Genomic DNA, 26,428 nt, shown 5'->3' with positions numbered 1-26,428 from the left:
GTGCGGTCTCACAGGCCCGAGGGGTCGCGGCCGACGCTGATCTCCTCCGCGATCCGGCGCAGCTCGGCCTCATCGAGGCGGGGCGTGCCCGGCAGGGTGCTCGCGAGCGCGGACACCACCTGGTGGAACGGCTCGCCGGCATGGCGGCGAGCCACGTCGTGCACGGCCCGGAACAGGACCAGGTTGGCTTCGCGCTCTCGCGAGACTCTGTCGGCGGCCATGATGAGTTCCCCCTCTGTCGGCTCCCGTCCGGAGGTCACCGTACGGCCTGGCCCCGACAGTTTCCGGGAACGCCGCTCGCGGTAGAATTAGTTGAGAGTTCAAGTGCGAGGAGGGGTCATGCCGATCCAACGTCTCAACCACGCGGTGTTGTACGTCCGCGACGTGTCGCGCAGTGTCGCCTTCTACCAGGAGGCGCTCGGCTTCCGCGTGGTCAACTCGTTCCCGGGAGCGGCGTTCCTGCAGGCCTCCGGATCGACGAACGATCACGACCTCGGCCTCTTCCAGATCGGCGCGCAGGCGGGGCCGTCCGCGGCGGGACGTTCCACGGTGGGGCTCTACCACCTCGCGTGGGAGGTGGACACGCTCGCCGAACTCGAGCGCGTCTCGGTGAAGCTCGCGGAGATAGGCTCGCTGGCCGGGGCCTCCGACCACTCCACCACCAAGGCCCTGTACGCCAAGGACCCCGACGGGATCGAGTTCGAGGTGTCCTGGCTCGTCCCCGCCGCCCTGCTCGACGAGGAGACCCTCGCCGGCCGCTCCCACATCAGGCCGCTCGACATCCCGAAGGAGCTGGAGCGGTACGGATCGCAGACCCGCGGCGGCGTCGGCGTATCCATTTAGCGCAGGAGCGCCCTTCTAACTGTAAAACGGTTCCCAGCGGACAAGATCACAATTATCGTGATCTCGACCAGCGCGCCGCGAAGCGATCAGGGATGGGCCCGTGCCGGACAGAGATCACGATGTGACGTCCACCGCTACTCCGAGCGACAACGCGCGATCCCCTGTGGACACGACGAAACCGAGCATCTCGCGGGTCTACGACGTCATGCTCGGAGGCAAGGACAACTTCGCCGTCGACCGCCAGGTGGCCGAGATGGCATTGCGGATCGCCCCCGACGCGCCGGCCGCCGCCCGGGCCAACCGTGACTTCCTGAAGCGCGTGGTCCGCCATCTCGCGCGGGACACCGGCGTCCGGCAGTTCCTCGACATCGGCTCGGGCCTGCCGACCCAGGGCAACGTGCACGAGATCGCCCAGGAGTTCGCCCCCGACGCGCGCACGGTCTACGTCGACATCGACCCGATCGTGCTGGCCCACGGCCGGGCGATCCTGGCCAAGGACGATCGCACCACGGTCATCGAAGCCGACATCCGCGACCCGGAGTCGATCCTGGGCCACCCGGAGGTCACCAGGCTCATCGACTTCAGCCGGCCGGTGGGCCTGCTGCTCTTCGCGATCCTGCATCACCTGAACGACGACGAGGACCCGGAGGGGACGGCCGGGCGCTACCGTGACGTGCTGGCCCCGGGCAGCTACCTCGCCATCTCGCACTTCCACAATCCGGGCGCCGCACATCCCGAGGTGTCCGCCCAGGCCGCCTCGGCCGAGAGGTTGTTCAACGAGAACCTCGGCACCGGGCGGTGGCGCACCCACGACGAGATCGTGTCCTATTTCGGCGACCTGGAGCTCCTTTACCCGGGGCTCGTGCCGCTCGCGGAATGGCAGCCGGAACCGGACGTCATTCCCGAACAGGGCATCACCTACCACACCTTCGTGGGAGGGGTCGCCCGCAAGGCGTGACGCACCCCCGCAAGGGAGATCGTTGCGCGCATCGGTTGACAGGCGTCGTCACGGGCGATGATGCTCGAAATGGTCCCGCCCCACCAGAGGAAGGCGGCGCTTCCCGATGACGAAGGTCGATGGACGCCTGTCGCCGGACGTCCTCTACACCGACGCGCAGCTCAGCATCCGGTGCTCGGGCCGCGGCCACATCCGGCTCAGCGGCCAGATCGACGTGACGAACAGCGACGCCGCGATCAAGGCCCTGCTGCTCCTGTACGGCGGAAAGCAGGCCCCGACCTGCGACGTCGGCGACCTGGAGTTCATCGACCTCTACGGCCTGCGCACCCTCACCCTGCTGTCCGACGACCCGGTCGACCATCCGGTACGGCTGCGCAACGTCCAGCCGGGGCTGGAGCGCGTCCTCGAACTGCTCGACTGGCCCACCTTCGCGATCACCTAGGCGATCCTCCGCCCAGGACTCGCCCGTCTGCCCGTTTTCTGGACCGGTGCGAGTTTCCACCGCGGCCGATGGAGGAAAGGTAGGAGGGACGGCCTCACGGCCGCCTGCCTGAACACACACGTCACACAAGTCCGCCCTGTTCGGGCGGATTTCATTTCGGACCCCCCGGTTCGCGCCAGGAGGGGTCATGACTGACATGCGGGCGGGCGGATGTTGCTGACCCGCGTGCTCACGACGTCGGCCGCACTGCTGCGTGGCGTGTTGCCCGACCCCCTCAAGGACGTCCTGCCGCCCCCTCGCCAGATCCGGCCCTGTCCCGGCGGCCTGCGGATCGACCTGCACGGCATCGGCGCCCACGGCACCGAACGCGCGGCCAGGCGCCTGGAGAGGCGGCTGTGTGCGCTCCCCCACGTGGAGAGGGCGGAGGTGAACGGGCGGCTCGGGTGCGTCTTCGTGGGATGCGACTCGAAGAAGGTCGACGAGGACGAGCTGCTCACGATCGCGGCGGAGCTCGACGACCAGGAGGCCCGCTCACCCCACGCGCCGACCCGGCTGGGCGAGGAGCACCTCCGCTCCACGATCCGCCTGGCCGCCGGCGTCGGCGGAATCGGGATGGTGCTCGCGGGCAGGGTCGCCCGGCTGCCGCAGCTGTCCCTCCTCGTCCCTTCGGTGCTGCACCTGGCGAACTCCACCCCGATCCTGCGCGAGCAGCTGGAGCGTCGCCTGGGCCGCCGTGCCACGACCGCGATGTTCACCACGGCGACGCTGATCACGCAGACGATGTCGTTGCGGCCGCTCGGACTGCTCGTCCAGTCGATGGTGTCCGCCGGCCACTATGTGGAGTCCCTTGCCGGCCGGCGCGCGTGGGAGCAGCTCGAAGAGAGGCTCGTCCGGGAGCCCGGGGCCTACCGGCACATCAGGACCCCCCACCGGGAGCGGCCCTGCCCACTGCCGCATGGCCCGGTCGAGCGTTACGCCGACCTCGCCAGCCCGGCGACCGCCGGCGCGTACACGGTCACCCGGCTGCTCACGGGCAGCGGCGATCGGGCGCTGTCCGTCCTGATATCGGCCACCCCCGAGATCGCAGGCCTCACCCGTGACACCTTCTCCGGCGCGATCGGCCGCGCTCTCGGACGGCGTGACATGGTCGTCCTGGACGCCCCCTCCCTGCGCCACATGGACCGCGTCGACACGGTCATCCTGGACGCCGACCATCTGACCACCGGTTCGTGGACGATCGACCGGCTCGTGCCCGTCGGCAACGGCACGGACACCGGCGACCTGTACGCGCGGCTGTACGCCCTGATCGACTTCACCGACCCGACCCGCACCAGGTCCGGCGACGGCGTGGTGGTGAAACCACTGAAGGACCTGGACGCGCACCTCCCGGCCGAAGCTCACGCGTGGCGGGAGCGGGGACTGCGGCCCGTCGGCGTGACCAGGGATGGCCGTCTGATAGCGGTCGCGGGGCTGACCCAGCAGGCCGACCCGATGGCGGAGGCCGTCGTCGCCGCCGCCAAGGCCGCCGCGACGACCGTGATGCTCGCGGGTGGAGACGAGGGTCTCGCTCAGCGGCTCGGCATCGAACGGCTGGTCCCCGGCGGCGCCGAGCTCGCGGAGACCGTCTACGAACTGCAGAGCGAGGGCCACTGCGTCGTCGTGGTGTCGCGCGGCGCCCGCCGGGCGCTGGCCCAGGCCGACATCGGCCTCGGCGTCATGGACGCCTCGGGCCCCGTGCCGTGGGACGCGGACGTGGTGGGCGACACCGCGGGCGTCCATCTGCTGCTGAGCTGCCTGCCCCGAGCGGTGAACGTGAGCAGGAACGGCGTGCGCCTCGGCGCGGCGGCGGGCGTGGTCGGCAGTCTGCTCTCCATCGCGGGCCCCGAGCCTACGGCGCTGAACCGGGCGCAGTTCGTGAGCGCCGGCGTATCGGCCGTGGCCTTCGCCCTCGGTGAGTGGTCAGGGCAGAGCGCCGGCCGCGTCCCCGCCCCGCTGCGCGCCGACAGCACTCCCTGGCACGCCATGTCCGCGCGAGACGTCCTGTCACGGCTGCGTTCGTCCACGCACGGGATCGCCGAGGCGGAAGCCGTACAGCGCCGGGTCGCCACGGGAGACGGCGGGGAGCCCGAGGGTCCGCCGTCACTGGTGCGCACGACGTTCGAGGAGCTGGCGAACCCGCTGACCCCTGCCCTGGCGGCGGGGGCGGGCATCTCCGCCCTGATCGGATCGGTCCTCGACGCCATGCTGATCGGCAGCGTCATGATGATCAACGCCCTCCTCGGGGGCGTCCAGCGGTCCAGGGCCGACCGCGCACTGAACCGGCTCACCGAGGCCACCGCCATTCGTGTACGGCTCCGCCGCCCCGAGGGGACGGTGGAGGCGGCCATGGAGGACCTGGCCCCCGGCGACGTGATCGAGTTGCGCGCCGGCGACGCCGTACCGGCCGACGGGCGCGTGATCAAGGCGGTCGGCCTCGAGGTCGACGAGTCGACCCTCACCGGCGAGTCGCAGCTGGTCACCAAGACGGCGGCGCCCACGGTCGCCACCGCGGTCGCCGACCGGAACTCGATGGTGTACCAGGGCACGACGATCGCGGCGGGCAGCGGCAGTGCCGTGATCGTCGCCACGGGCGAGATGACGGAGTCGGGGCGCAGCGCGATGCTCGCGGGCGCACCCAGCCCGGCGACCGGCGTCGAACTGCGGCTGCGCGAACTGAGCCGCCGAATCCTCCCCGTGTCGATCGCGTCCGGGTTCCTGCTGCTGGTCATCGACCTGTTCCGGGGACGTCCCCTGGCCTCCGCACTCACGCCGGCGGTGAGCCTCACCGTGGCGGCGGTGCCCGAAGGTCTCCCCTTCGTGGCCACCGTCGCGGAGCTCGCCGCGGCCCGGCGACTGTCGAAGCGGGCCGCGCTGGTGCGCAATCCGTCCACGATCGAGGCGCTCGGCCGGGTGAACGTGTTGTGCTTCGACAAGACCGGGACGTTGACGGAGGGGCACATCAGCCTGCGCCACGTGTCCGACGGCCGGGAGGGCGGCCCTGCCGACGCTCCGAATCCGGCACTGAAGCGGATCGTCGCCGCCGCGGTGCGCGCCAGTCCCAAGTCAGGTGGCGGCCGGGTCATCGCCCACCCCACCGACCGAGCGGTCGTGGACGGCGCCGAGCGGATGGGTGTGACCCCGGAAGAGGGGCTGAACACGTGGAAGCGCGTCGACGAGCTGCCCTTCGAGCCTGGACGCGGCTACCACGCCGTGCTCGGTCTCACGGAATCGGGACACCTGCTCAGCGTCAAGGGAGCACCTGAGATCGTGCTCACCCACTGCACCACGATGCTCGACGGGACACGACAGGTGCCGTGTGACGAGGCCGCGCAGCGGGAGCTGGAACGCGAGGTCGACAGGCTCGCGCACCAGGGGTACCGCGTCCTCGCCGTCGCCCAGCGGCCCGCCTCCGACCGCAGTGACCTCGACGAGTCACGCATCGACGACCTCTGCTTCCTGGGCTTCCTCGGTCTCGCCGATCCGGTGCGGCCGACCGCCGCGGAGAGCGTCCGCCGGCTCAGACGCGCCGGCGTACGGATCGTCATGGTGACCGGAGACCATCCCAGCACCGCGGAGGCCATCGCCGCCGAGCTCGGCGCGGTCAACGGTGGGCGCGTGATGGCCGGCCCCGAACTCGACGAGATGGACGACGACACGCTGACGAAGGCGCTCCCCGAGGTGGCGGTGTTCGCCCGGGCGACCCCGGCCCACAAGGCGCGGATCGTCACCTGCCTGCGCCGGGCCGGAGAGGTCGTCGCCGTCACCGGCGACGGCGCCAACGACGCCCCCGCCATCCGCATGGCCGACGTGGGCATCGCGCTGGGGACGCGCGCCACTCCCGCCGCCCGCGGCGCCGCCGACCTCGTGGTCACCGACGACCGCATCGAGACGATCGTCGACGCGATCGTCGAGGGCCGCGCGATGTGGGCCTCGGTGAGGGACGCGTTGAGCATCCTGCTGGGCGGGAACATCGGGGAGATCGTCTTCACGGTGGGCTCAGACGTCCTCGCCGGCAAAAGCGCGCTCAACGCCCGTCAGCTCCTGCTGGTCAACCTGCTCACCGACATGGTGCCGGCCATGGCGGTGGCGGCCCGGCCGCCCGCGGCCACCGACCCGGAGAAGCTGCTGGCCGAAGGACCGGAGGCGTCGCTCGGAGCCTCACTGACCAGGGACATCTATCTGAGGGCCGCCGTCACGGCGACGGCCGCGACGGCCGCGTGGATGCTGGGACGTGTGACCGGCACACGGGGAAGGGCGGACACGATCGGGCTGGTGGCGCTCGTCTCGGCGCAGCTGATGCAGACCCTGACCAGCGGCTGGAGGGACAAGGTGGTCCTGCTGGCCGCCGTGATCTCTCTCGCCGTCCTGTGGACGATCGTCACCGTTCCCGGTGTCAGCAGGTTCTTCGGCTGCCGTCCGCTCGGCCCCCTGGCCTGGTCCATCGGTCTCGGAAGCGCAGCGGCGGCGGCGGTCGTCGGCATGATGCTCCAGCCGATCGCCGAGGCCGCGACCGATGCGGAACAAGAGCCGCAGCCGGAGATGAAACCAGACAGGGAACCCGAGCCCGAATCCGCCTGAACCGGGCGTCAGACCGCTCTGAAGTCGGCGAAGTCGAATCCGGGGGACACCACGCAGCTCACCAGCACGCCCTCCGCGCCCGCCGGGCGAGCGGCCTGCCAAGTCCCCGCGGGCACGAGCGCCTGAGGCACCTGGCCGTGCTCGACATCGGGACCGAGCGTGACCGTCCGCTCGTCGCCCGGCCGGTCGCCTGCGCCTCCGAGCACGAGGGTCAGCGGGCCGCCCCGGTGCCAGAACCAGACCTCGTCCGAGCGGACCACGTGCCACACCGACTCCTCTCCCGGGTGGAGGAGGAAGTAGATGCCCGTGGCGCTCTGGCGTGCGCCGCCGTACCCGGGAGGCTCGAAGCTCGCGGACGTCCGCCAGGTCTCGCGGAACCACCCGCCCTCGGGGTGCGGAAGCAGACCGAGGGCCTCGGCGACGACCGGCCGCTCCTGGACCGCGACGAACGCACCCGTCACGTCCCTGCGCAGGAACCGGACCCGCCCGTCGTCGCCCACGGCGATGACCGGCTCGGGTCCGTCGAACTCCTCGGCCGCGACCCGCAACGCGTCCGCGTCGTCGGACGCGGAGGCCGAGGGCCCGTCGGGATAGGCGGCGAGCGTCATGACCAGCACGCCGCCGATCGTACGGCAGGGCTCCGCGCGGGCGGCACGTGCCTCATCCTGGCGACGCGCCCTGACCTCGCGCACCACATTTACGCTTGTCCCGTTCGCGCCCAGCGCCCAGGGGCAGGCCGTCGCGGACCTGGCCGTCCACAGGCGAGATCAACCGTTATGGGGTCTTAGACTCCCATTCATGCGGCGACTGAGCAGCACTGTGGTCGTGGTGGCGGGAGATCGAGCGGCGGACGTGGTCTCCGCACTCGACGGCCTGCACAACGTGCGAGCGATCACTCGTGACGAGCGTCCGGCCGCGGAGGTGACCGAGGCGGTGACCCGCGCGCGGGCGACCTACGTGGTGCACGACGCCGATCCCCTCGCCGACGTCGGCGCGGCCTGGGCGGACTTCTTCGACGGCAACGCTCCCACCGGCGGGCTGGAGGTCGCGATAGAGGCGGCCCTCACCGGGCTGCGCGGCGACCGGCTCATCCTGCCGGATTACTACGTCGTCCTCGACCCCGACGATCTGCCGGCCACCCGACGGCACTGGTGGCTGGGCGTGCTCGCCGGAGCCGCGCCGACCCGCGTGGTGCCCGCCCCGGCGTCCGCGGCGGTCGTCGGAGAGATGCTCGGGCACCTGGCGCCCGGCCGGTGGTGGCCCGACGACCTCGACGCCTGGCTGCGCGCGCTGCCTCAGGCCGTACCGGACCGGGTCGGGCTTCCCGGCGATCCGTCGATGCGCGCCTGAGATCGACCGGACCCATTCGTCGCAAACGGCAACTCCGCTCGTGGCCTTGCGAGCCTGGGCGTGGCGCACAGGGTCGGCCTTGATTCGCGGTTGCCCGCCAACCTGAGATCACTTCCTGCGTGGTGACATCGACATCCAGTTCCTCAGGCATGGCGATGACCAGCAGGACGCTGGTGCCAACGAGGCTGCAGTAGCTGGGCCTGTCGTCCCATTTGGCGCCGACCCGCGAATCTGTGGGCACCAATACCCTTTGCGTTCATTCGAGCACGCATGGTTGACTATTCGGCTTGAGCGAATATATATTCGGAGAATGCGAAGCATCGGGCCTCGGGGGGCACCCATCTTCCGCACGGAGACACAAGCAAGACTCCTGGCGGCACTCTGTCTTCGCACAGATCAGACCTGGACACTGGCGTCCCTTGCCCGATCACTGGGAGCGAGTCCATCGAGCCTGCATCCGGAGATTCACCGTCTCGAAGAGGCCGGACTCCTGACCGCCACGGCCATAGGCCGATCACGCGTGCTGAGTATTGATCAGACTCACCCCGTCGTGAAACCCCTGACAGAGATCCTGGACTACCTCTACGGCCCAGGCGTCGTCATCGCCGAGGAGTTCGGCTCCATACCGGAAATCGAACTTCTACTCATCTTCGGCTCCTGGGCCGCCCGCCACAACGGTGAGCCGGGACCTCCACCACACGACATCGACGTTCTCGTAGTCGGCACCGCAGAGCGCGCCGAAATCTACGCCGCAGCCGACCGTGCCCAGGTACGCGTCGGGCTTCCCGTCAACCCGGTCCTTGCATCCAGGCGACGCTGGCAATCGGCGTCCGATGCGCTGATCCGCCAGATCAAGGCGAGCCCGACAATCGACCTCACCCCACACGAAGCAGGCCGGAAGGAGCATGATCCCTGATGCGATGGACGCGCGGCGAAGCCGACATCGAGCGCATGCTTTCGTCCAAGGAACTCCAACGCGTCCAGGGCGATGCCACCGATGGAGCGGGCTGGCTGGAGAAGTCCAAGGTCGTCCTGTCAAGCGCACAGGAACTGGTTGAAATTGACCCGAACTCGGCTTACACCCTGGCCTACGACGCGGCCAGATTCGCCTGCGCGGGACTATTGGCTCAGCAGGGGCTGCGCGCTACCACCACCGGCGGCCACTACGCCGTCCAACAGGCCGTGGTCCGCCAGTTCGGTGCCGCTTTCGAGCCGTTCGGCGTCATGCGGCGGCGTAGAAACGAACTCGAATACCCCATATTTCCCGATGAGTCCGTCGAACGCGAGGAAGCGGAACACGCACTGACCGCTGCTGCACTAATCATCGAAGCGGCGCACAAGATGATCGATCATCTTGGGCTGTTCTGAGTCCCGATACGCAGCACCTACACCCGGCACAACTCCGGGACGCCTGGCCCTGGCCCGCTCGATCACCGGGTGACGCGATCTCCCCGCTATGGTGACCGCCATGGACCTGGACGCGTGGTGGACGGTCATCGATCAGGCGCGGACCGCCGTCGGCGACCGGGCCGACGACAGGAACCTCCCGGACGACCCGCTGCCGCCCGAGCTCACGAATCTGCTCGTCACGTTGGACGCGGCGGAGATCATCGACTTCGCCCTGCTCCTGATCCAGGTCACCGACTCCGCCTACCGACGGCCGCTCTGGAACGCGGCGTACCTCATCGAGGGCGGCTGCGGAGACGACGGCTTCATGGACTTCCGACACGGGCTGGTCCTGCAGGGCCGGGAGACGTTCACGCGCGCCGTCGCCGATCCCGACTCGCTGGCCGACCTCCCCGTCGTCGCGCTGATGAGCCGTGACGAGGGCGGGTGGATCGGCTACGAGAGCCTCTCGTACCTGCCGCGCGAAGCGTACGGACGGGTCACGGGCGAGACCGGCTCGTTCGATGCGGCGATGGAGGCCGCGGTGCCGCACATGGACAGGCCCGCCCGCGCGTCCGGGGAGGACTGGGACCAAGAGGACGACGACGAGAACCGCCGCCGCCTTCCGCGCCTCGCCGCCCTGTTCCTCGACGGGGACGACTGACCGCCCTGGTCAGCCCGCGCGCTCGGCCGCGCTGCGCTCGACGCAGAACTCGTTGCCCTCGATGTCGGCCAGGGTCGCCCATCCGGTGCCGTCCTCACGCCGATGGTCGCCGAAGAGGGTCGCGCCGAGCGCCAGGAGCCGTTCGACCTCCTCGTCCCGCGTGCGGTCCTGCGGCTGCAGATCCAGGTGCAGCCGGTTCTTGACCGTCTTGCCCTCCGGCACCTGGATGAACAGCAACGAGACGCCCGGCGTCTTCACCAGCGCCTCCGGATCGCCGGGGTTGTCGTCCTCGCCGAGTGAGCCGCCGAGCACCTCGGCCCAGAACGTGCCGAGGCGATAGGCGTCGGCGCAGTCGATTGTCACGTGTCGCACGGAAGAGGTCATGGCGGTCATTGTGGGTTCCGCGCGACACCGCGTCCACTCGAAATCGGCCGGGTCAGCGGCGGGTCATCTCCATGATCCAGTTGGTCACCCAGGTCTGTCCCTCGTCCAAGGAGAACGCCTGCTCCCAGCGGGCGGTCGTCTCCGTGATGCCCGACCAGACGAAGCGCGCCAGGATCTCCTTGCCGGCATAGGTGTCGTAACCGAGGAACTCACCCCTGCCGTCGGTGAACCGGCCGACCACCGGGGGGTACAGCTTGCCGGTCGTCGAGCTGGACCAGTACAGCGACCACTCCTCGCGCTCGACGTCGTAGAGCCGGATGGTGAGCCCGCTGAAGCCCTTCGTCGTGAACTCGAGCTCGTCGAAGTTCGCGCCGCCGTCGAAGTGCCGGGAGGCGTGGCTGACGGCGGGGAACTCCTCCCACTCGCTCGTCTCGTCGAGGTAGTCCATCCGCCGTCGGTTGGCGACGTCCCAGGTGCCGGTGAGGAAGTCGAAGTCGTTCATGAGCGGTCTCCTGTGGTGCCTTCGGGGAGCGAGTCGGCGAGGTAGGCGTCAAGGTCGGGTAGTTCAGGCGTGAGCATGTGCCGCATCCGGGCGTCGCGTTCGTGCAGGATCGGCGGCGACTCCCACACGCAGCCGGTCAGCGGGCCGGTTTCTCTGCGAAAGCCATGACTGGACCCTATGGCCGATCCACTGTCATCTTGTGTCAGTGAAGTCGAGCCGTCTTCTGTCAATCCTTCTGCTGCTCCAGACGAGGGGCCGGATGACCGCCGCCCAGCTCGCCGAGGAGCTGGAAGTGTCCGTGCGGACCGTCTACCGCGACGTCGAGTCGCTGCACGCGTCGGGTGTGCCGCTCTACGGAGACGCGGGGCACTCCGGCGGCTACCAGTTGGTCGCCGGTTACCGTACCCGGCTCACCGGGTTGAGCGCCCCGGAGGCGGAGGCGCTCTTCCTCTCCGGCGTCCCCGGACCCGCCGCCGAGCTCGGGCTCGGCTCGGCGCTCGCGGCCGCCCAGCTCAAGTTGAGTGCGGCGCTCCCACCCGAGATGCGTGCGCACGCCGACCGGATGCGGTCGCGCTTCCACCTCGACGCGCCCGGCTGGTACGCGGAGGACGCCGACGTCCCCCATCTGCCGCAGGTCGCGGACGCGGTGTGGCGCAGCCGGGTGGTCGATGTCCGTTACCGCCGCTGGAAGGAGCCGACCGACGTCGATCGGCGGCTGGAGCCGTACGGCCTGGTGCTCAAGGCGGGCCGCTGGTACATCGTCGCCGGACCGGGACCGCGGACGTACCGCGTCGACCAGGTCCTCGGTGTGACCGTACGGGACGAGGAGTTCGAGCCTCCCGAGGAGTTCGACCTGGCCGGCTACTGGGCGCGCTATCAGGCGGACTTCCACGCGCGCCGGTTCCAGGGCGAGGCGGTCGTCCGCGTCTCACCGCAGGCCGCGTCCCGCCTCACCGGCGCGGCCGCCCAGGCCCTGGCCGGGACGGGAACCGCGGAGCCGGACGGCTGGACCCGAGCGGTGCTCCCCATCGAGTCGCTCGATCACGCTCACCGGACCTTCCTCGCCCTGGGCGCGGAGATCGAGATCCTCGGGCCGCCGGAACTGCGTGCCCGCCTGGCCGAGACGTCGCGCGCCATGGCGGCCTACTACGCCTCCGGCTGATAAATCAGACATTTAGCACATAATCGCTCATAGTCTTTCGCCCGGCCGTGAACATGTCGTTCGGCCGGGGGTTCGGAAATCAGGTATCGAACTTTCCGAGTCGCCCCCGCATCCGGTTGGGGGGCGCCGAGTGCGCCGGGAGGGAGAGCAGCGTGCTGTCGAGCGCTGAGTCGGATGTGGAACTGGTGCGTGCCGCCCAGGCCGGAGATGCGGCGTGCCTCGGGCTGCTGGTGTCGCGGCATCAGGCCGGCATGCGGGCGGTGGCGTTGAGCCTGCTCGGATACGGGCCCGACGCCGACGACGCCGTCCAGGACGGCATGCTGGTGGCGGTGCGGCGGATCGGCGATCTGCGGGACCCGGCGGCCGCGGGCCCGTGGTTGCGGGCGATCGTGCGGAACGCGTGCCGGATGCGCCTCCGGAAATCGAGCGCCGTGCCGTTCGGCGACGTGGAGGCCCTGGCGCTGCCGTCCAGCGAACCGACGCCGGAGGAACTGCTGGAGCATCGGTCGCTCCGCGACTGGGTCTGGCACGCCGTGGGCGAACTGTCCGAACCGGTGCGCATGGTGGCCCTCCTGCGTTATTTCAGCGACGTGTCGTCGTATGAGCAGATCGCCGCGCTGTGCGGGGTGCCGATCGGCACCGTCCGCAGCCGGCTGAGCCAGGCCAGGATCAAGCTCGCCGAATCGTTGCAGGACTCGGCCGCCCTGCCACACGACGACGCGGCGGCGTTCACCGCGGCTCGCCGGCAGGAGGCCGAGGAGATGATGGCGCAGGCCCAGCAGGGCGAGTTCGCCGGAGTGGTCGAGGAGCACTGGTGGCCCGACGCCGAGTTCATCGGGCCCACCGGGGAACGGCTGGCCGACGACCGTTACTTCGCCGTCAAGGCGATGGAGTTCGACCTGTCCAACGGCGTACGGCAACGCATCACCGACGTGGTGGCCAGCCGGAATCTGACGATCTGGCAGGCCGACCTGATCAGCCCGCCCGACGATCCGACGCACTGCCCGCCCGGCGTGGTCTGGCTGCACGTCCTGCGAGAGGGCCGGGTTCAGCGACTCCGGCTGTTCCATCCGCGACCGGCGAGGGAGCCCGCGGGCTGAGATCCCGCTGAAAATCGCCTGCCGGCCGATCGAACTTCTCCCCGGGCCGCGGCATCCGGATGACGTCAGCTCAGGTCCGCCTCCCCGGCGGGCCACGACGTCAGGAGATTTTGAAATGAGTTCCACCGCCGCGCTTGCACAGGGAACGCGGGAGATCAGCATCGACGGCGTCCGGCAGGTCTTCCACGTCGCCGGGACGGGACCCGTCTGCGTGGTGCACTCCGGAGGACCGGGCATCGGCTGGGAGTACCTGCGGATGCCGGCCCTCGAGCAGCACCTGACCATGGTGTACCTGGAGCCGATCGGCACCGGGGCCTCCGGCCGCCTCGCCGACCCCCGCGACTATCGGCTGGACACCTATGTCCGGTTCGTCCACGGTGTCGTCGAACACCTCGGCCTGCCGAAGGTGTTCCTGCTCGGCCATTCGCACGGCGGATTCGTCGCGCAGCGGTACGCCCTGGAGCATGCGGACCGGCTCGCCGGCCTGATCCTGTTCGCGACGTCGCCGGTCACAGGGCCGGAGTTCTGGGCGGACGCGGTGGCCAACGTCAACCGGTTCCCCGAGCGGCACCCGGACCGGCAGGAGGCGGCCGAGATCCCCCAGGCCTTCCAGGAGGCCGCGGCCGCCGCCGACGACAAGGCGTACACCGAGGGGCTGCGCCGGATCCTGCCCGCCTACTTCGCCGACTACTGGGCGCACGAGGATGCGCTCGAGCCGATGCGCGCCGTCCTGAAGGCGTGGATCGACCCGATGCGCGGCGAAGAGCCGGCGCCCTTCGACGTGCGGGACCGGCTCGGCTCGATCGCGCTCCCGTCGTTGGTCCTCACCGGTGCGCACGACTTCATCTGCGGAACCCGCTGGGCGTCGATGTTGCACGACGGCATCCCCGGCTCGCGTCTGACCCTCCTTGCGGACAGCGGCCACATGGGCCACCTCGAGCAGCCCGAGGTGTTCACCCGGGCGGTCGCCGAGTTCGCCCGCGCCTGACGATCGGCCTTCAGCACCCGGACGCCGGCGAGAAGGGCTCCGCATCCCACCAGGTGCGGAGCCCTGTCGACCGCAGTGATCGCTTCACTGTCCGTACGCCACGCCTCAACTGGGGCTTCCTGGCCTGAGGCGGGTTCACGAGCGATCATGATCCTCGTTGGCTTCACACAGTCTCGGGGGAAAAGATGATCAGCAAGCTCATATCGGCCGCGGCCGTCGCGGCCCTCGCGGTCGGGTTGTCCGCGTCCTCGGCGTGGGCGGCCTCGGCCGGCTCCGCGTCGCGTACGCAGGCGATGTGCACTCCGGACGGGACGTCGTCGTGCGCGGCCGTCATGTGCGCGCAGGGCTACACCTGCGTGCCCGCTCCCAAGCAGTGCTTCACCACGCCGTGTCCGCAGTTCGACTGCGTCCCCGTGGCGACCGCTGCCACGCCGCGCTCGGGGGCTTCGGTGGTTCTCGGGGTCTTCGCCCAGGTCGGAAGCCCGGGGACGCGCACGGTGTTCGTCCGCTCGGCGCCGACGGCGACTCCGGTGTTCGTCCGCACGACCCGGACGACGACTCCGGTCGTCATCCGTACCACCCGGACGACGACCCAGACGACCAGTCCGGTTCTGGTCAGCACGACACAGACGACGACTCAGACCCAGACGACCCAGACCCAGACGACCCAGACGCAGACAACCGGTCCTGTGCTCGCCGGCACGACGCAGGCGATCACTCCTGTGCCGTAACTCGGCGCAGCCGTACGGAGAATCGAAGGGCCGCTTCCGGCGATCGGGAGCGGCCTTTCGGCCGGCGCATCTCGAAGCGGGACGCCCGGACGGGATCAGCCCGCAGTCTGCTCGTAACGGGCGAGCCGGGCCTGCATGTCCGGGTACGGCGTGCCCGTGGCGACGGCCAGGCCGTCACGGACGGCGACCGCCACCTCGGCGGCGGCGTCGATCGCGACGCGGTAGGGCAGGGATCCGGTGCTCACGCGGCGCACACCGAGGTCGGCCAACTCGCCGATCGAAAGCGTGGGGACGACGAGCACGTTCAACGGAACGCCGATGCCGACGGCCAGTCGGCGGAGCACGGAAGGCTCAGTCGCGCCGGGGACGAAGACTCCGTCCGCGCCCGCCTCGACGTAGCGAGCCGCGCGTTCGAGCGTCGCATCGACCGTGGCCTCCTCGCCGAGCCAGTACGTGTCGACGCGGGCGTTGACGAACAGGCCGGGGCAGCGGCGTTTGACCTCCCTCACCTTCGCGGCGTGCGCCTCCGGCGAGATGAGCTTCCCCGCGGAGCTGTCCTCGATGTTGACCCCGGCCACGCCGAGACCGGCGACGTACTCGGCGACCTGGTCCGGTTCGTCGGCGTAGCCGTCCTCGACGTCCACGCTGATGTGGCAGGGAAGTCGCGACAGGGCACGGGCGAGAGAAAGGTTCGCCTCTCGCGTCGACCGCCCGCCGTCCGGGCGGCCGAGGCTGGACGCGACGCCGAAGCTGGTCGTGCCGATCGCCGCGAAACCGGCGCGGAGGAATGCCAGCGCGGACGGCACATCCCAGGCGTTGGGAAGAATCAGGGGCCTGTCGCCGTGGTGGAGTTCATGGAAGGTCATTCGTCCGATGCTCCTGTCTGCCCGATTGATTCGACGGCGAGCGCGACGTACACGCTGACGATGCTCGGCGGACCTCGGGCCTACCGGCAACACTAGGTCCGGATCGATTCGGTGACCGTCGAAACGACGTCTGACCGGGCTCTCACTCAGCCGGGCTCCCCGGTCGACGCGGCGGCCTGTTCCCTCTGACGGGGGACCGCCTCCCCCCGCCAAGGGGAGGCGTCCGGCGCGGACGGGCGGGAGAGTCGGCGGCATGGAACTCCGATCGCCGCGATGGCGGCCGTGGGCGGCGCCGGCGTGGACCTTCGCCTACGGCGCGCTGCACGTGTGGTGGCTGACCGGCCCCGGCGCACCGTCCGCCCCTCCTGACGAGCCGTTCTCGCCCGGCCGGTGGGCGGCCGTGACGCTCGCCTTCCTCGCCGCGGCGGCATGCTCGCTGATCGCGGCGAGAGCCGGACGCCGTTGGACGTCGCCCGCACGATGGTCGCTGGTGATGGCGGCGTGGGCATCCGGCGCCGGCCTGATCCTGTACTCCTACCTGATCGCCATCAGCCTCGTCGCCATGGTCTTCGGCCAGTACGGCGACTGGGCGAGCCTGCTCACCCGGGCGGCCGGGACGACGGGCGGCGTGCTGACAGTGGCGTGCGCCGTCGCCGAGCAGCGCCGGGTCCGGCGGGGCTGCCCCGCCTGCGGCCGGGTCCACGGCCGCTCACCCGAGCGACGTACCGACCCCACACCCCGATGGGCCTACGTCGCCGCGTACGTCGCGGTCGCCGGATGCGTGGCGCGCGTGGTCGCGTGGGTGATCGACGTCGTCCGGCCGGGCGGGCCGTCACCGATCGCACTCGGTTCGCCGTTCACGCTCTTCGTCGTCCTGCTGGTCCTCGCCGGCACCGTGCTGCCGCTGTCGCTGGTGCATCGCTGGGGCCGGATCTGGCCGCGCTGGGTGGTGCCGCTCGCCGGCCGCGGGGTGCCGCGATGGCTCGTCCTCGGCCCGGCCTTCTTCGTCGGAGCGAGCCTGACCGGCTACTTCGGTCTGGCGGGGATGACGGCGTGGCTCCTCGGCGAGGGCAACCTGGCGGAGGACACGGTCGTGGTCTGGCACCTGGCGATGGAGATGTTCGGCTACACGCTGTGGGGCCTGGGCCTGCTCGTCGCCGCGACCTCCTATTACGGCCTGACCAGGCCGGACTGCCCTCTGCCCGAGGTTGCGACCCCCCGGGCGCACGGCTCCGCCCGGCACGCGCCTCCCGGGGCGTGACCTCTCATCAACCGCATCCTGGGACGCGACGGGCGTCGCCGGTGGAAGGGCGGCCCCGCTCCTGTTTCCGAGGAACGGGGCCGCCCGGCTTGCAGGTCAGATCACCTGCAGATTCGCCTGAACCCTCTCTCATAGCCGGCCATCCAGCCGGTCATGAACTCGGTCGGGGCCGACCGGCGCAGATGCGCGCGGGGGCGGTAGCCGCGGCGGCAGTCAGTGCGACCGTCCCGCATGCCCTGGGTGTAGCCCTCTTTGTATCCCCGCTGGTGAGGGTCGCGCGGCTGCACGCTCACCCCCGCGGTGGTGTCCGCGGACGAGGGGGCGGCCGAGGCCTGGGCCGTATCGACGGCTCCGAGACTGAGAATGGTGAGGAACGCTGCACCGAGCAGCATGGATCGTGGCTTGTTGTACATGGGTGTCTCCTCCGATCGGGGGCCACCCGCATGATCGTTCGTTGGCGGCATGGCCAGTCCGAAACGGTCATCAGGGATATTCCCGACACTTGACGCCGGGACTCCAGCCGTAACCCAAAAGGTGGGAGCCCCAACGGGGGACGGCCCCGATTTCGAGGAAGGGAACGAAGGAGTCATCATGGTCAAGAGCGAGCCCGCATGCGCGCCATGCTCGCGTAGCCATGTGGTCCCGGAGGCGAAGGCCGGCCCCTGATCGGTGCAGCCGACCGGAGAATGCCCGCGTATCGCTCTGGCGTCTGTGCGACGGTCGATCACAGGTGCGGTCCGGGCGAAGAGTCGAACCAGAGGCGGTCTTGGTGGCTGAGGTGTCATCGGTGGTGCGGGATCCCAAGAGGCTGGCGGCCGTGCGGGCCACGGGTCTCCTCGACACCGACCCGGAACCTCAGTTCGATCAGTACGCGCGGCTGGCGGCCCTGACCACGAAAGCGCCCCGGGCCTTCGTGTCGATCGTCGACGATCGCCACGCGTTCTGGAAGAGCACCATCGGCTTCGGGGACCTGGCGGTGGCGGATCGGCAGTACCCCGTCCAGGCGACCGCGTGCCAGGTCCTGATCGGGACGAATCAGCCGTTGATCGTCGAGGACGTCGCCCGCGATCCTCTGGTCCGGGACCTGGCCATGGCGGAACGCTGGGGCATGGCCGCCCTCGCCGGTCATCCCGTGCATGGTCCCGGCGGTGAGGTCCTGGGCGGGTTGTGGGTCATGGACTCGGCGCCCCGGGCCTGGTCGGAAACCGAAGTCCTGGTGCTTTCGACCCTGGCCCAGGCGATATCGGCCGAGATCGCGCTCCGCGACGCACTGAGCCGCGCGAACCGCCACGTGAGCCTCCTGCAGGCGGCGGGGAAAGTCTCGTCAGAGCTCGCGCAGACGTTGCAGCGAAGCCTGTTGCCACCGCTGATTCCGGAGATGCCGGGCATCGACGCGGCCGCCTCGTTCATTCCGGCCGCAGGCGGCGTGATCGTCACCGGGGATTTCTACGATCTGTTCCCGACGGGCGGCTCGCGCTGGTGCGCCGTGTTGGGTGACGTCTCCGGCCATGGTGTGCCCGCGGCCCAGATCACCGCACTGGCCAGATACACCATCCGCGCCGACGCGCTCAACACGCTCTCGCCGAGCAGAGTCCTGGAACAGCTCAACCAGGCGTTGCTGGCCCAGCGAATCCCCGACGAACGTTTCCTTACGGCGGCCTGCGCCATCCTGCGGCCGGAGGAGGGCGGCTTCACGGGCCTCCTCACGACCGCCGGGCACCCTTCAGTGCTCCTACGGCGGGCCGACGGCTCCGTGGAGTCCCTATGGACGTCCGGCACGGTGCTGGGTCTGTTCGAGGACGCCGACCTCGGGCAGGATCGCTTCACCCTCTGGCCGGGAGACGCGCTGGTGATGTACTCCGACGGGGTCACCGAGGCGCACATCCCGGACGACTGGGACCTGTTCGGAGAGGGACGTCTCATCAAGCTGCTCGCCGAGTCCGCCCATCTGGACGCCGAAGCCCTGGTGAAGCGGATCAGCGACGCCGCCTTGAACCACAGCCACGGCCACATGATCGACGACATGGCCATCCTGGCGCTTCGCGTCCCGCCGCCCGACTGACACGCGACCGATCCTGCTCAGGCGAGAGGCATCCACTGCGGGCGCCGCCGGCCGTCTGGGGCACCAGGGGATCTCCTCAATCAGGCAGCGAAGGCGGTTCAGTCCGGCCTGGCGGCGGTGGGATTCCCGCAGCGGGACCAGGTCGAAGGGTCCGGTCACAGGTCGCGAGGCCACCCCGTATCGGACTGGTAACAACATCTCGCCCTGGTGTGAACCAATGCGTACTGTCGCGATCCATGAGACCCCCCATTCCCCTCATGTCCCTTGCGGTACTCCTCGCACTGGCCGGATGTGGCGCTGATGCGACCGCTCAGGACGCGCCCTCCGGTGCTCCATCCGTCGTGGTGGCGAGCATCGCTTCTGTGACCGGGCTTCCGCCGATGCCCGACGAGGAGACGCAGTCGAAGTACATCAAGGCACTCGACGAGATCGACCCGGAGATCGTGGGCGACCGGGACGAGACCGAGATCGTGAATCACGGCCGCGACCAATGCGCCTCGGTCAAGCAATGGCCGAAGGAACAGGCGAAGCTCGTCGAGTTGACGGCCAAGCGCTTCAAGGCGCCCGGTCACTCTGACGGGTTCGGCGCCACGAAGAACAAGCTGATCCTCGCGGCGGTGCGGAAGTACCTGTGCCCTGAGTACTGATTCCCTATATGCGAAATATGCGAAAGCCCTGCTCGGGGGGCAGGGCCGTTCAACCTTGCGGGACAGCGGGAAGCGCACGGCGATCGTGGGGGTCGATGCCGTCGAGCGCTCCGTGGCGGCTCCCGCGAACCGCGGCGAGGGGGTAAAGCCTCCCAGGTCAGCCTGCGCCGTGCCCTCGACGGGGTCGACGTAGGGTTGGGGATCGTGCCGCACCGCCTGCTCAAGCGGCGCCGACGGAGCGAGGGGGGTGACTCGGATGGGGTTGGAGGTCCAGAGCCGATCGTCCGATTCGCCGTACATCGAGCGGGTATGGCGGAGCCACAGCTCCGACGTCGACCGGATGACGTCGATCGCGACAGCGCATTGGGATCTGGTCTTCTGGGAGCACCGCGGTCAGGTCAGCGCATCTGTTCAAGGGCCGGAGTCGGGGGCGGGCCCGGCCCCCGTCCCCGAAGACACCACGTTCTTCGGGATCAGCTTCTCCCTCGGCACGTCGATGCCACATGTTCCGATCAATCAGCTCGTGGACGGTTTCGCAGAGATTCCCGATGCGACGCACAGATCGTTCTGGCTGAAGGGTTCCGCCTGGCGCCTTCCCGACTACGACAACGCCGAGGCGTTCGTACAGCGGTTGGTGCGTGAGGATGTCCTGGTCCGCGACCCGATCGTCGCCGCGGTGCTTCGTGGCACGCCGCCGGACGTGTCCGAACGCACCATCCAGCGGCGCTGCGTGGCGGCGACCGGACTCACCCGCGGTGCCATCCGGCAGATCAATCGAGCCAGGCAAGCGGCGGTCCTGATCCAGGAGGGCGTGCCGGCCCAGGACGTGATCCACCGGCTCGGATACTTCGACCAGCCGCACCTGGCGCGGTCGCTGACCCGTTACATCGGGCGGACCGCCACGCAGTTGAGCGATCGGGATCCGTCGGAGCCGCTGTCGCTTCTGTACAAGACCTGAGCGCGCGGTCCCGCCTAGCCTTTCCAATCGCACGGAGCGCTGCTCGCCGCTCCTCGCATAACGAGACAAACCTGGAGATCAGCCATGAACACCGTCACGTCCAAGGACGGCACCCGCATCGCCTTCGAACGCCACGGCGAGGGCACGCCGTTGATCCTCGTGGACGGCGCCTCCTCGTTCCGGGCGTTCAATCCGCTCGGAGCCCAGCTCGGTGATCTGCTCGGCGCGTCCCACACGGTCTACGCGTACGACCGCAGGGGCCGCGGAGAGAGCGGCGACACCGCCCCCTTCAGCGTGGAACGCGAGATCGACGACTTGGCGGCGCTCATCGCCGAGGCGGGCGGAACGGCCCACGTCTGCGGCTTCTCCTCGGGCGCGGTGCTCGCCCTGGACGCGGCCGCCGCCGGGCTGCCCATCACCCGGCTGGCCCTGTACGAGCCCCCGTTCGTGGTCGACGACAGCCGCCCGGCCGTCCCCGGCGACTACCTGGAGCGCCTCGACGCGTCGCTGGCCGAGGGGCGTCGTGGCGACGCCCTGGAACTGTTCTTCACCATCCCGTGCGCCTTCCCCGCGGAGATGGTCGCCGGAATGAAGGACTCTCCGATCTGGGCCCCGTTGGAGGCGATCGCCCCGACGCTGGCCTACGACGGCCGCTTCATGGCGGACACGATGTCCGGCCGTCCGCTCCCGCGCGACCGCTGGTCCACCGCCTCCGTCCCCACGCTCGTGATGTACGGCGGGGCGACCGAGTCCTGGATCGTGAGTGGCGCCCGCGCGATCGCCGACCTGCTCCCCCAGGCCGATCTGCGCGACCTGCCCGACCAGACGCACTCTGTCACCGCCGAAGCCCTGGTCCCCGCACTGACCGACTTCCTGGCCGACGGAGACCGCGCCTGAGCCCCGCCGTCCGAACGATCCAGTGAACGAGAAGGCCCCTGACGGCGTATGGCCTGTTCAGAGGCCTTCTTTTCGGCGTTCCCTCCCGCGGGATCCGCGAACACCCACCCATTGTTCGCTCAACATTTATGTCCCATTTGCCGAGGTACCCGAGGCTGCTGAGCGAGTACTGCTCAGCGTCTGCTGCGGCGACCTGCGAAAAGGACATCAACGTTGCATAAGAATTGGCGTGCGCCAATCAAATTGATAGTCGCGTTCCTGACCGCTGTACCGTTTCTCGTCGCGGTGCCGCCCGCCTCGGCGGACGATCTGGCTCCCTCCACCGTGAAGATCAACGAGGTCGAGTCCAACGGCGGCACACCAGGCGACTGGGTCGAACTCGTCAACACCGGTACGGCTCCCGCCGACGTGTCCGGTTGGATCGTCAAGGACAACGACGACTCTCACGCCTTCACCATCGCCGCCGGCACATCGGTGGCCGCCGGCGCGTTCCTGGCCCTCGACGTCGACCCCGTCTTCGGCCTCGGCAGCGCCGACTCCGCCCGCCTGTACCTGCCCGACGGCACCACACTCGTCGACACCTACAGTTGGACCGCCCACGCGGCGACGACCTATGGTCGGTGCCCGGACGGCAGCGGCGCGTTCGTGACCACAACGTCGCCCACCAAGGGCGCGGCCAACGACTGCGGCACCCCCTCAGCGGCCGTGAAGATCAACGAGGTCGAGTCCAACGGCGGCACACCAGGCGACTGGGTCGAACTCGTCAACACGGGCACGACTCCCGCCGACGTGTCCGGTTGGATCGTCAAGGACAACGACGACTCTCACGTGTTCACGGTCGCGGCGGGCACCACGGTCGCCGCCAGAGGCTTCCTGGCACTGGATGTGGACCCGGTCTTCGGGTTGGGCAGTGCGGATTCGGCACGCCTGTACCTGCCGGACGGCACGACGCTGGTCGACACCTACAGTTGGACCGCCCACGCGGCGACGACCTATGGCCGGTGCCCGGACGGCAGCGGCGCGTTCGTGACCACAACGTCGTCCACCAAGGGCGCCCCGAACGACTGCGGTGCGCCGTCCTCGGCAGTGAAGATCAACGAGGTCGAGTCCGACGGCGGCACGCCGGGGGACTGGGTCGAACTCGTCAACACCGGCACGACTCCCGCCGACGTGTCCGGATGGATCGTCAAGGACAACGACGACTCTCACGCGTACACGGTCGCGGCGGGCACCACGATGGCCGCCGGCGCGTTCCTGGCGCTCGACGTCGACCCGGTCTTCGGGCTGGGCGGGGCGGACTCCGCCCGCCTGTACCTGCCGGACGGCACCACGCTCGCCGATTCCTACAGTTGGACCGCCCACGCGGCGACGACCTACGGCCGGTGCCCGGACGGCAGCGGCGCGTTCGTGACCACGACGGCATCGACCAAGGGCGCGGCGAACGCGTGCCCCGGCCAGGTTTCCGCCAAGCCGTGGCCGGGCGGCGCCGCGGTGTCCACCGCCGACGACGCCAACGTGTTCGGCACCAACATGAGTGGCCTGGCCTACGACGGGTCCGGCAGCGGGACGCCCGGCGTGCTCTGGGCGGTGAAGAACGGCCCCGGCACGCTGTACCGCCTGGAGTGGGACGGTACCAAGTGGACACCCGCCACGACCGACGGCTGGAACGCGGGCAAGGCGCTGCACTACCCGGACGGCACCGGCGATCTCGACTCCGAGGGCGTGACCCTTACCGGAGCCGGTCCGGCCGGCGGCGTGTTCGTCTCGACCGAACGCAACAACGCCAACAACGGCGTCAGCCGGCCCGAGGTGCTGCGCTTCGACCCGGCCGGTACGGCGACCAGCCTCACCGCCACGAAGGAGTGGAACCTCACCGCGGACCTGCCGGCGGTGGCCGCGAACAGCGGACTGGAGGCGATCTCCTGGATCCCCGACTCGTTCCTGACCTCGCACGGCTTCCGCGACGAGCACACCGGCGCGGCCTATGACCCGAGCGCCTATCCGGGCCACGGCGACGGCCTGTTCTTCGTCGGCCTCGAAGCGAACGGGACCATCTACGCCTACGCGCTCGACCAGACCGGCAGCGGATTCACCCGGGTCGCCACGATCGCGAGCGGGTTCCCCAGCGTGATGGACCTCGAATTCGAGCCCGAGACGAACCACCTCTGGGCGGTCTGCGACGACACCTGCAACGGCCGTACCGCGACTCTAGACATCGACGCCGGCGGGAAGTTCGCCGTCACCGACGTGTACGAGCGGCCGGGCACGATGCCCAACCTCAACAACGAGGGGTTCGCGATCGCGCCGCAGTCGGAGTGCGTGGACGGTCACAAGCCCGTCTTCTGGTCCGACGACAGCAACGACGACGGGCACGCGCTGCGCAGCGGAACGCTCGACTGCACGGTGCTCGACCTCGACGCGGACGACGACGGCGTCAACGACGACGTGGACGTGACGTTCCCGCCGGGTACCTCGAAGGCGGACGACCCGACCAACGAGACGTTCTCCGACGCGCTCGCCGGCGGCACGACGTCGGGCAGGATCCTGAGCCGGGGCGGCCGCACGCTCACGGTCTCCGAGGCCCGCAACCCCTCAGGGGTGTCGGTGAAGGTCGGCGCCGGCTCCGTCCCCGCGCGGTTCCAGTTGGCCGGCAGCGGCGCGACGATCGCGCTGGGAGGCGGCTCTTATGAGCTCACCGGCTCCGCGAATACCACTACGGTCACGACGGTCGACGGCGAGCAGGCTGTCGTCACGGTGAGCGTGAACGGCACCCCGGTCACGCTGACGATCGCCAAGGGCGGATCGGTCACCTACACCGAGGCGTCGGCCAACGGCAAGGTCACCGGGCTGAGCGGCATCCGGCAGACCGGGAACGTCGGCATCCGCGCGGACGGCATGCCCGCGACCGCGTGCACCGGCATCGCGATCCAGAACGTCATCGTCGCCACGACCGGCAACGACCAGATCTCCGGTACCGGCGGCAACGACCTGATCCTCGGGCGGGGCGGCAACGACACGGTCACCGGCAACGGCGGCATCGACTGCGTCACGACGGGCAGCGGCAACGACCAGATCACCACGACCGGCGGCGACGACTGGATCGACGCGGGCGGCGGCAACAACGTGGTCCGCGCCGGTGGCGGCGCGAACACCGTGACGACCGCCTCGGGCAACGACCAGATCACCACCGGCGACGGCGACGACACGATCAACGCCGGCGGCGGCAACAACACGGTGACCACCGGCGACGGCGACGACACCATCGCCACCGTAAGCGGCAACGACACCATCGATTGCGGTGCCGGCTCGGACGCGGCGCAGGCCGGTGGTGGCAACAACACCAACGTCGGCAAGCGGTGCGAGACGTTCAAGGTCTGACCGCGGTCGACTGAACGAGTAGGGCCGGCCGACGTGGCCGGCCCTACTTTTTTTCAGTGGCGTGCCGCACGCAGGGCCCGACCGGCCCGTTCCCGCACGCCCACCGGCCGCTCGGGCTCCGGCATCTCCCTGGGGCCCTGTCGAACCCGGCCGTCAACGCGATCTGCTTCCTGCGACATGACCATGGACTCTAGAGCAGCGGCATCGGGGGTACGCGCCGCCGATTCACTCGTCGTGCTCCTCCGGCTCCGGCGCGAGGACGATGTCGAAGGTGACGTCGCTCCACTCGCCTTCAACGTGGCGGCCGTCGGGCGTGGGGGTGCCCGGCCGGTGGCGGGTGAAGGTTTTGACGAGGGAGTCCTTGACGCCGAAGACCGCGTCGCTTTCCAGCAGCGGGTCGCCCTCGACGAAGATGTGGGTGATCAGGCGGCGGTGGCCCGGCGCGGTGACCATGAAGTGCAGGTGCGCCGCCCGATAGGGGGAGCGGTCGGCCGCCTCCAGCAGATGCCCGACGGGGCCGTCGTGCGGAATGGGGTAGGCAGTGGGCGTCACACCCCAGAACCGGTAGGTGCCGTCGGCATCGCTGAACAGGTACGCTCGCCCGGTCACGCGGCCGTCCTCGTACTGGACGTCGTAGTAGCCCTCGTCGTCGGCCTCCCACACCTCGATGCGCGCGTGTGGGACGGGGGCGCCGAAGGTGTCGCGAACGGTGCCGGTCACCCAGCAGGGTTCGCCACCGGCGCCCTGGGCGATATCTCCGCCGAGTTCGATTCTGGGGGCGTCTTCGCGGAAGAACGGCCCGAGGACGGTGGCTTCGGTGACGCCGCCATGGACGGGTTGGTCGATGCAGATGGTCTGCATGGAGATGCCGAGGACGTCGGACAGCAGGATGAACTCCTGGCGGCTGTCCGTCGTGATGTCCCCGCAGCGGCGCAGGAAGTCGATGGCGGTTCGCCATTCGGCTTCGGTCAGGCGTACCTCGCGGGCGAAGGCGTGGGCGTGCCGGGCCAGCGCCTGGAATATCTGCTTGAGCCGGGGGTCGGGGGTGCGGTCGAAGCTCGCGACGACCTGGTCGAGAACGAACTGCTCGCGGGCTTCCTGCGGGCTGCCCGGAGGCGGGGCTGGGACGCTGGTCATGGTGTTCTTCTTCCGCGAAGACGGCCCGGGCATGTCGCCGGGCCGGCTTCGTCTTCACTGCTCCGCCCGATGAAACTACGGCGTCGTAGGGAAGC

25 protein-coding genes are annotated in these 26,428 nt (G+C 69.8%); 18 read left to right on the top strand and 7 right to left on the bottom strand.

What is annotated here, in order from left to right; all coding sequences use genetic code 11:
* Positions 1-8 precede the first annotated feature (8 nt).
* Positions 9-221 (bottom strand): hypothetical protein, encoded by a 213-nt coding sequence (locus tag Psi02_RS05265; protein ID WP_203972275.1) that lies wholly within the window; start codon positions 219-221, stop codon positions 9-11.
* Between the two features lie 118 nt (positions 222-339).
* On the opposite strand from Psi02_RS05265, the gene Psi02_RS05260 reads away from it, so the two are divergent.
* The 4 genes from Psi02_RS05260 (at position 340) to Psi02_RS05245 (ending at position 6,860) form a co-directional block, all read left to right on the top strand.
* A complete protein-coding gene (locus tag Psi02_RS05260) occupies positions 340-843 on the top strand; it encodes a VOC family protein (protein ID WP_203972274.1) in 504 nt (167 codons plus the stop codon).
* 121 nt (positions 844-964) lie between these two features.
* Positions 965-1,801, top strand: a complete 837-nt coding sequence (locus Psi02_RS05255; RefSeq protein ID WP_203972273.1) for an SAM-dependent methyltransferase — start codon at positions 965-967, stop codon at positions 1,799-1,801.
* A 106-nt stretch (positions 1,802-1,907) separates the two neighbouring features.
* Positions 1,908-2,243 carry an STAS domain-containing protein gene (locus tag Psi02_RS05250; RefSeq protein ID WP_203972272.1) on the top strand — a complete coding sequence of 112 codons (336 nt, stop codon included), beginning with the start codon at positions 1,908-1,910 and terminating at the stop codon, positions 2,241-2,243.
* 210 nt (positions 2,244-2,453) lie between these two features.
* Positions 2,454-6,860, top strand: coding sequence for an HAD-IC family P-type ATPase (locus Psi02_RS05245; protein ID WP_203972271.1), 4,407 nt, complete (start codon positions 2,454-2,456; stop codon positions 6,858-6,860).
* An 8-nt stretch (positions 6,861-6,868) separates the two neighbouring features.
* On the opposite strand, the gene Psi02_RS05240 is transcribed toward Psi02_RS05245, so the two are convergent.
* The gene (locus Psi02_RS05240; RefSeq protein WP_239094612.1) at positions 6,869-7,552 is read right to left on the bottom strand and encodes a cupin domain-containing protein; all 684 of its coding nucleotides are present in this window, start codon (positions 7,550-7,552) and stop codon (positions 6,869-6,871) included.
* Between the two features lie 106 nt (positions 7,553-7,658).
* Here Psi02_RS05240 and Psi02_RS05235 point away from each other — a divergent pair, with 106 nt between their 5' ends.
* The 4 genes from Psi02_RS05235 (at position 7,659) to Psi02_RS05220 (ending at position 10,260) form a co-directional block, all read left to right on the top strand.
* Entirely contained in the window at positions 7,659-8,210 is a 552-nt protein-coding gene (locus Psi02_RS05235; protein ID WP_203972270.1) for a hypothetical protein, read from the top strand.
* A 550-nt stretch (positions 8,211-8,760) separates the two neighbouring features.
* Positions 8,761-9,126 (top strand): nucleotidyltransferase domain-containing protein, encoded by a 366-nt coding sequence (locus Psi02_RS05230; RefSeq protein WP_203972269.1) that lies wholly within the window; start codon positions 8,761-8,763, stop codon positions 9,124-9,126.
* Entirely contained in the window at positions 9,126-9,578 is a 453-nt protein-coding gene (locus Psi02_RS05225) for a hypothetical protein (RefSeq protein ID WP_203972268.1), read from the top strand. The genes Psi02_RS05230 and Psi02_RS05225 overlap by 1 nt, the downstream gene beginning before the upstream one ends.
* A 100-nt stretch (positions 9,579-9,678) precedes the next feature.
* Positions 9,679-10,260: a DUF4240 domain-containing protein gene (locus tag Psi02_RS05220; RefSeq protein WP_203972267.1), complete on the top strand. Its 582-nt coding sequence runs from the start codon at positions 9,679-9,681 to the stop codon at positions 10,258-10,260.
* 9 nt (positions 10,261-10,269) lie between these two features.
* Here the strand turns inward: Psi02_RS05220 and Psi02_RS05215 are convergent, their stop codons facing one another.
* Positions 10,270-10,623 carry a VOC family protein gene (locus Psi02_RS05215; protein ID WP_308442205.1) on the bottom strand — a complete coding sequence of 118 codons (354 nt, stop codon included), beginning with the start codon at positions 10,621-10,623 and terminating at the stop codon, positions 10,270-10,272.
* A 73-nt stretch (positions 10,624-10,696) separates the two neighbouring features.
* A complete protein-coding gene (locus Psi02_RS05210) occupies positions 10,697-11,146 on the bottom strand; it encodes a hypothetical protein (RefSeq protein ID WP_203972265.1) in 450 nt (149 codons plus the stop codon).
* Between the two features lie 199 nt (positions 11,147-11,345).
* Between Psi02_RS05210 and Psi02_RS05205 the strand changes: the two genes are divergently transcribed.
* The 4 genes from Psi02_RS05205 (at position 11,346) to Psi02_RS05190 (ending at position 15,127) form a co-directional block, all read left to right on the top strand.
* On the top strand, positions 11,346-12,308 hold the full coding sequence (locus tag Psi02_RS05205) for a helix-turn-helix transcriptional regulator (protein WP_308442204.1): 963 nt from the start codon (positions 11,346-11,348) through the stop codon (positions 12,306-12,308).
* 152 nt (positions 12,309-12,460) lie between these two features.
* Positions 12,461-13,408 carry an RNA polymerase sigma factor gene (locus tag Psi02_RS05200; RefSeq protein WP_203972263.1) on the top strand — a complete coding sequence of 316 codons (948 nt, stop codon included), beginning with the start codon at positions 12,461-12,463 and terminating at the stop codon, positions 13,406-13,408.
* A 115-nt stretch (positions 13,409-13,523) separates the two neighbouring features.
* Entirely contained in the window at positions 13,524-14,396 is an 873-nt protein-coding gene (locus Psi02_RS05195; protein ID WP_203972262.1) for an alpha/beta fold hydrolase, read from the top strand.
* 185 nt (positions 14,397-14,581) lie between these two features.
* Positions 14,582-15,127 (top strand): hypothetical protein, encoded by a 546-nt coding sequence (locus Psi02_RS05190; protein WP_203972261.1) that lies wholly within the window; start codon positions 14,582-14,584, stop codon positions 15,125-15,127.
* A 95-nt stretch (positions 15,128-15,222) separates the two neighbouring features.
* Here Psi02_RS05190 and Psi02_RS05185 read toward each other — a convergent pair whose 3' ends face one another.
* Complete coding sequence (locus Psi02_RS05185; RefSeq protein ID WP_203972260.1) at positions 15,223-15,993, bottom strand: isocitrate lyase/PEP mutase family protein; 771 nt, start codon at positions 15,991-15,993, stop codon at positions 15,223-15,225.
* 253 nt (positions 15,994-16,246) lie between these two features.
* Here Psi02_RS05185 and Psi02_RS05180 point away from each other — a divergent pair, with 253 nt between their 5' ends.
* A complete protein-coding gene (locus Psi02_RS05180) occupies positions 16,247-17,254 on the top strand; it encodes a hypothetical protein (RefSeq protein ID WP_203972259.1) in 1,008 nt (335 codons plus the stop codon).
* A 101-nt stretch (positions 17,255-17,355) separates the two neighbouring features.
* Here the strand turns inward: Psi02_RS05180 and Psi02_RS05175 are convergent, their stop codons facing one another.
* Positions 17,356-17,667, bottom strand: a complete 312-nt coding sequence (locus Psi02_RS05175; protein WP_203972258.1) for a hypothetical protein — start codon at positions 17,665-17,667, stop codon at positions 17,356-17,358.
* Positions 17,668-18,023: 356 nt separating this feature from the next.
* On the opposite strand from Psi02_RS05175, the gene Psi02_RS05170 reads away from it, so the two are divergent.
* The 5 genes from Psi02_RS05170 to Psi02_RS05150 all read left to right on the top strand — a co-directional run bounded on the left by Psi02_RS05170 (position 18,024) and on the right by Psi02_RS05150 (position 25,196).
* On the top strand, positions 18,024-19,316 hold the full coding sequence (locus tag Psi02_RS05170) for a PP2C family protein-serine/threonine phosphatase (protein ID WP_203972257.1): 1,293 nt from the start codon (positions 18,024-18,026) through the stop codon (positions 19,314-19,316).
* 236 nt (positions 19,317-19,552) lie between these two features.
* Entirely contained in the window at positions 19,553-19,963 is a 411-nt protein-coding gene (locus Psi02_RS05165) for a hypothetical protein (protein WP_239094611.1), read from the top strand.
* A 256-nt stretch (positions 19,964-20,219) separates the two neighbouring features.
* Positions 20,220-20,921 carry a helix-turn-helix domain-containing protein gene (locus Psi02_RS05160; protein ID WP_203972256.1) on the top strand — a complete coding sequence of 234 codons (702 nt, stop codon included), beginning with the start codon at positions 20,220-20,222 and terminating at the stop codon, positions 20,919-20,921.
* A gap of 84 nt (positions 20,922-21,005) precedes the next feature.
* Positions 21,006-21,818 carry an alpha/beta fold hydrolase gene (locus Psi02_RS05155; RefSeq protein WP_203972255.1) on the top strand — a complete coding sequence of 271 codons (813 nt, stop codon included), beginning with the start codon at positions 21,006-21,008 and terminating at the stop codon, positions 21,816-21,818.
* Between the two features lie 285 nt (positions 21,819-22,103).
* A complete protein-coding gene (locus tag Psi02_RS05150) occupies positions 22,104-25,196 on the top strand; it encodes a lamin tail domain-containing protein (RefSeq protein ID WP_203972254.1) in 3,093 nt (1,030 codons plus the stop codon).
* Positions 25,197-25,421: 225 nt separating this feature from the next.
* Here the strand turns inward: Psi02_RS05150 and Psi02_RS05145 are convergent, their stop codons facing one another.
* A complete protein-coding gene (locus Psi02_RS05145; protein WP_203972253.1) occupies positions 25,422-26,333 on the bottom strand; it encodes a hydroxyquinol 1,2-dioxygenase in 912 nt (303 codons plus the stop codon).
* Positions 26,334-26,428 lie beyond the last annotated feature (95 nt).

Origin of the sequence: Planotetraspora silvatica (genome assembly GCF_016863315.1) — a bacterium.
Lineage (GTDB): Bacteria > Actinomycetota > Actinomycetes > Streptosporangiales > Streptosporangiaceae > Planotetraspora > Planotetraspora silvatica.
The sequence above is the reverse complement of the archived record's forward strand: the minus strand, read 5'-3'. Positions and strand labels throughout refer to the sequence as shown.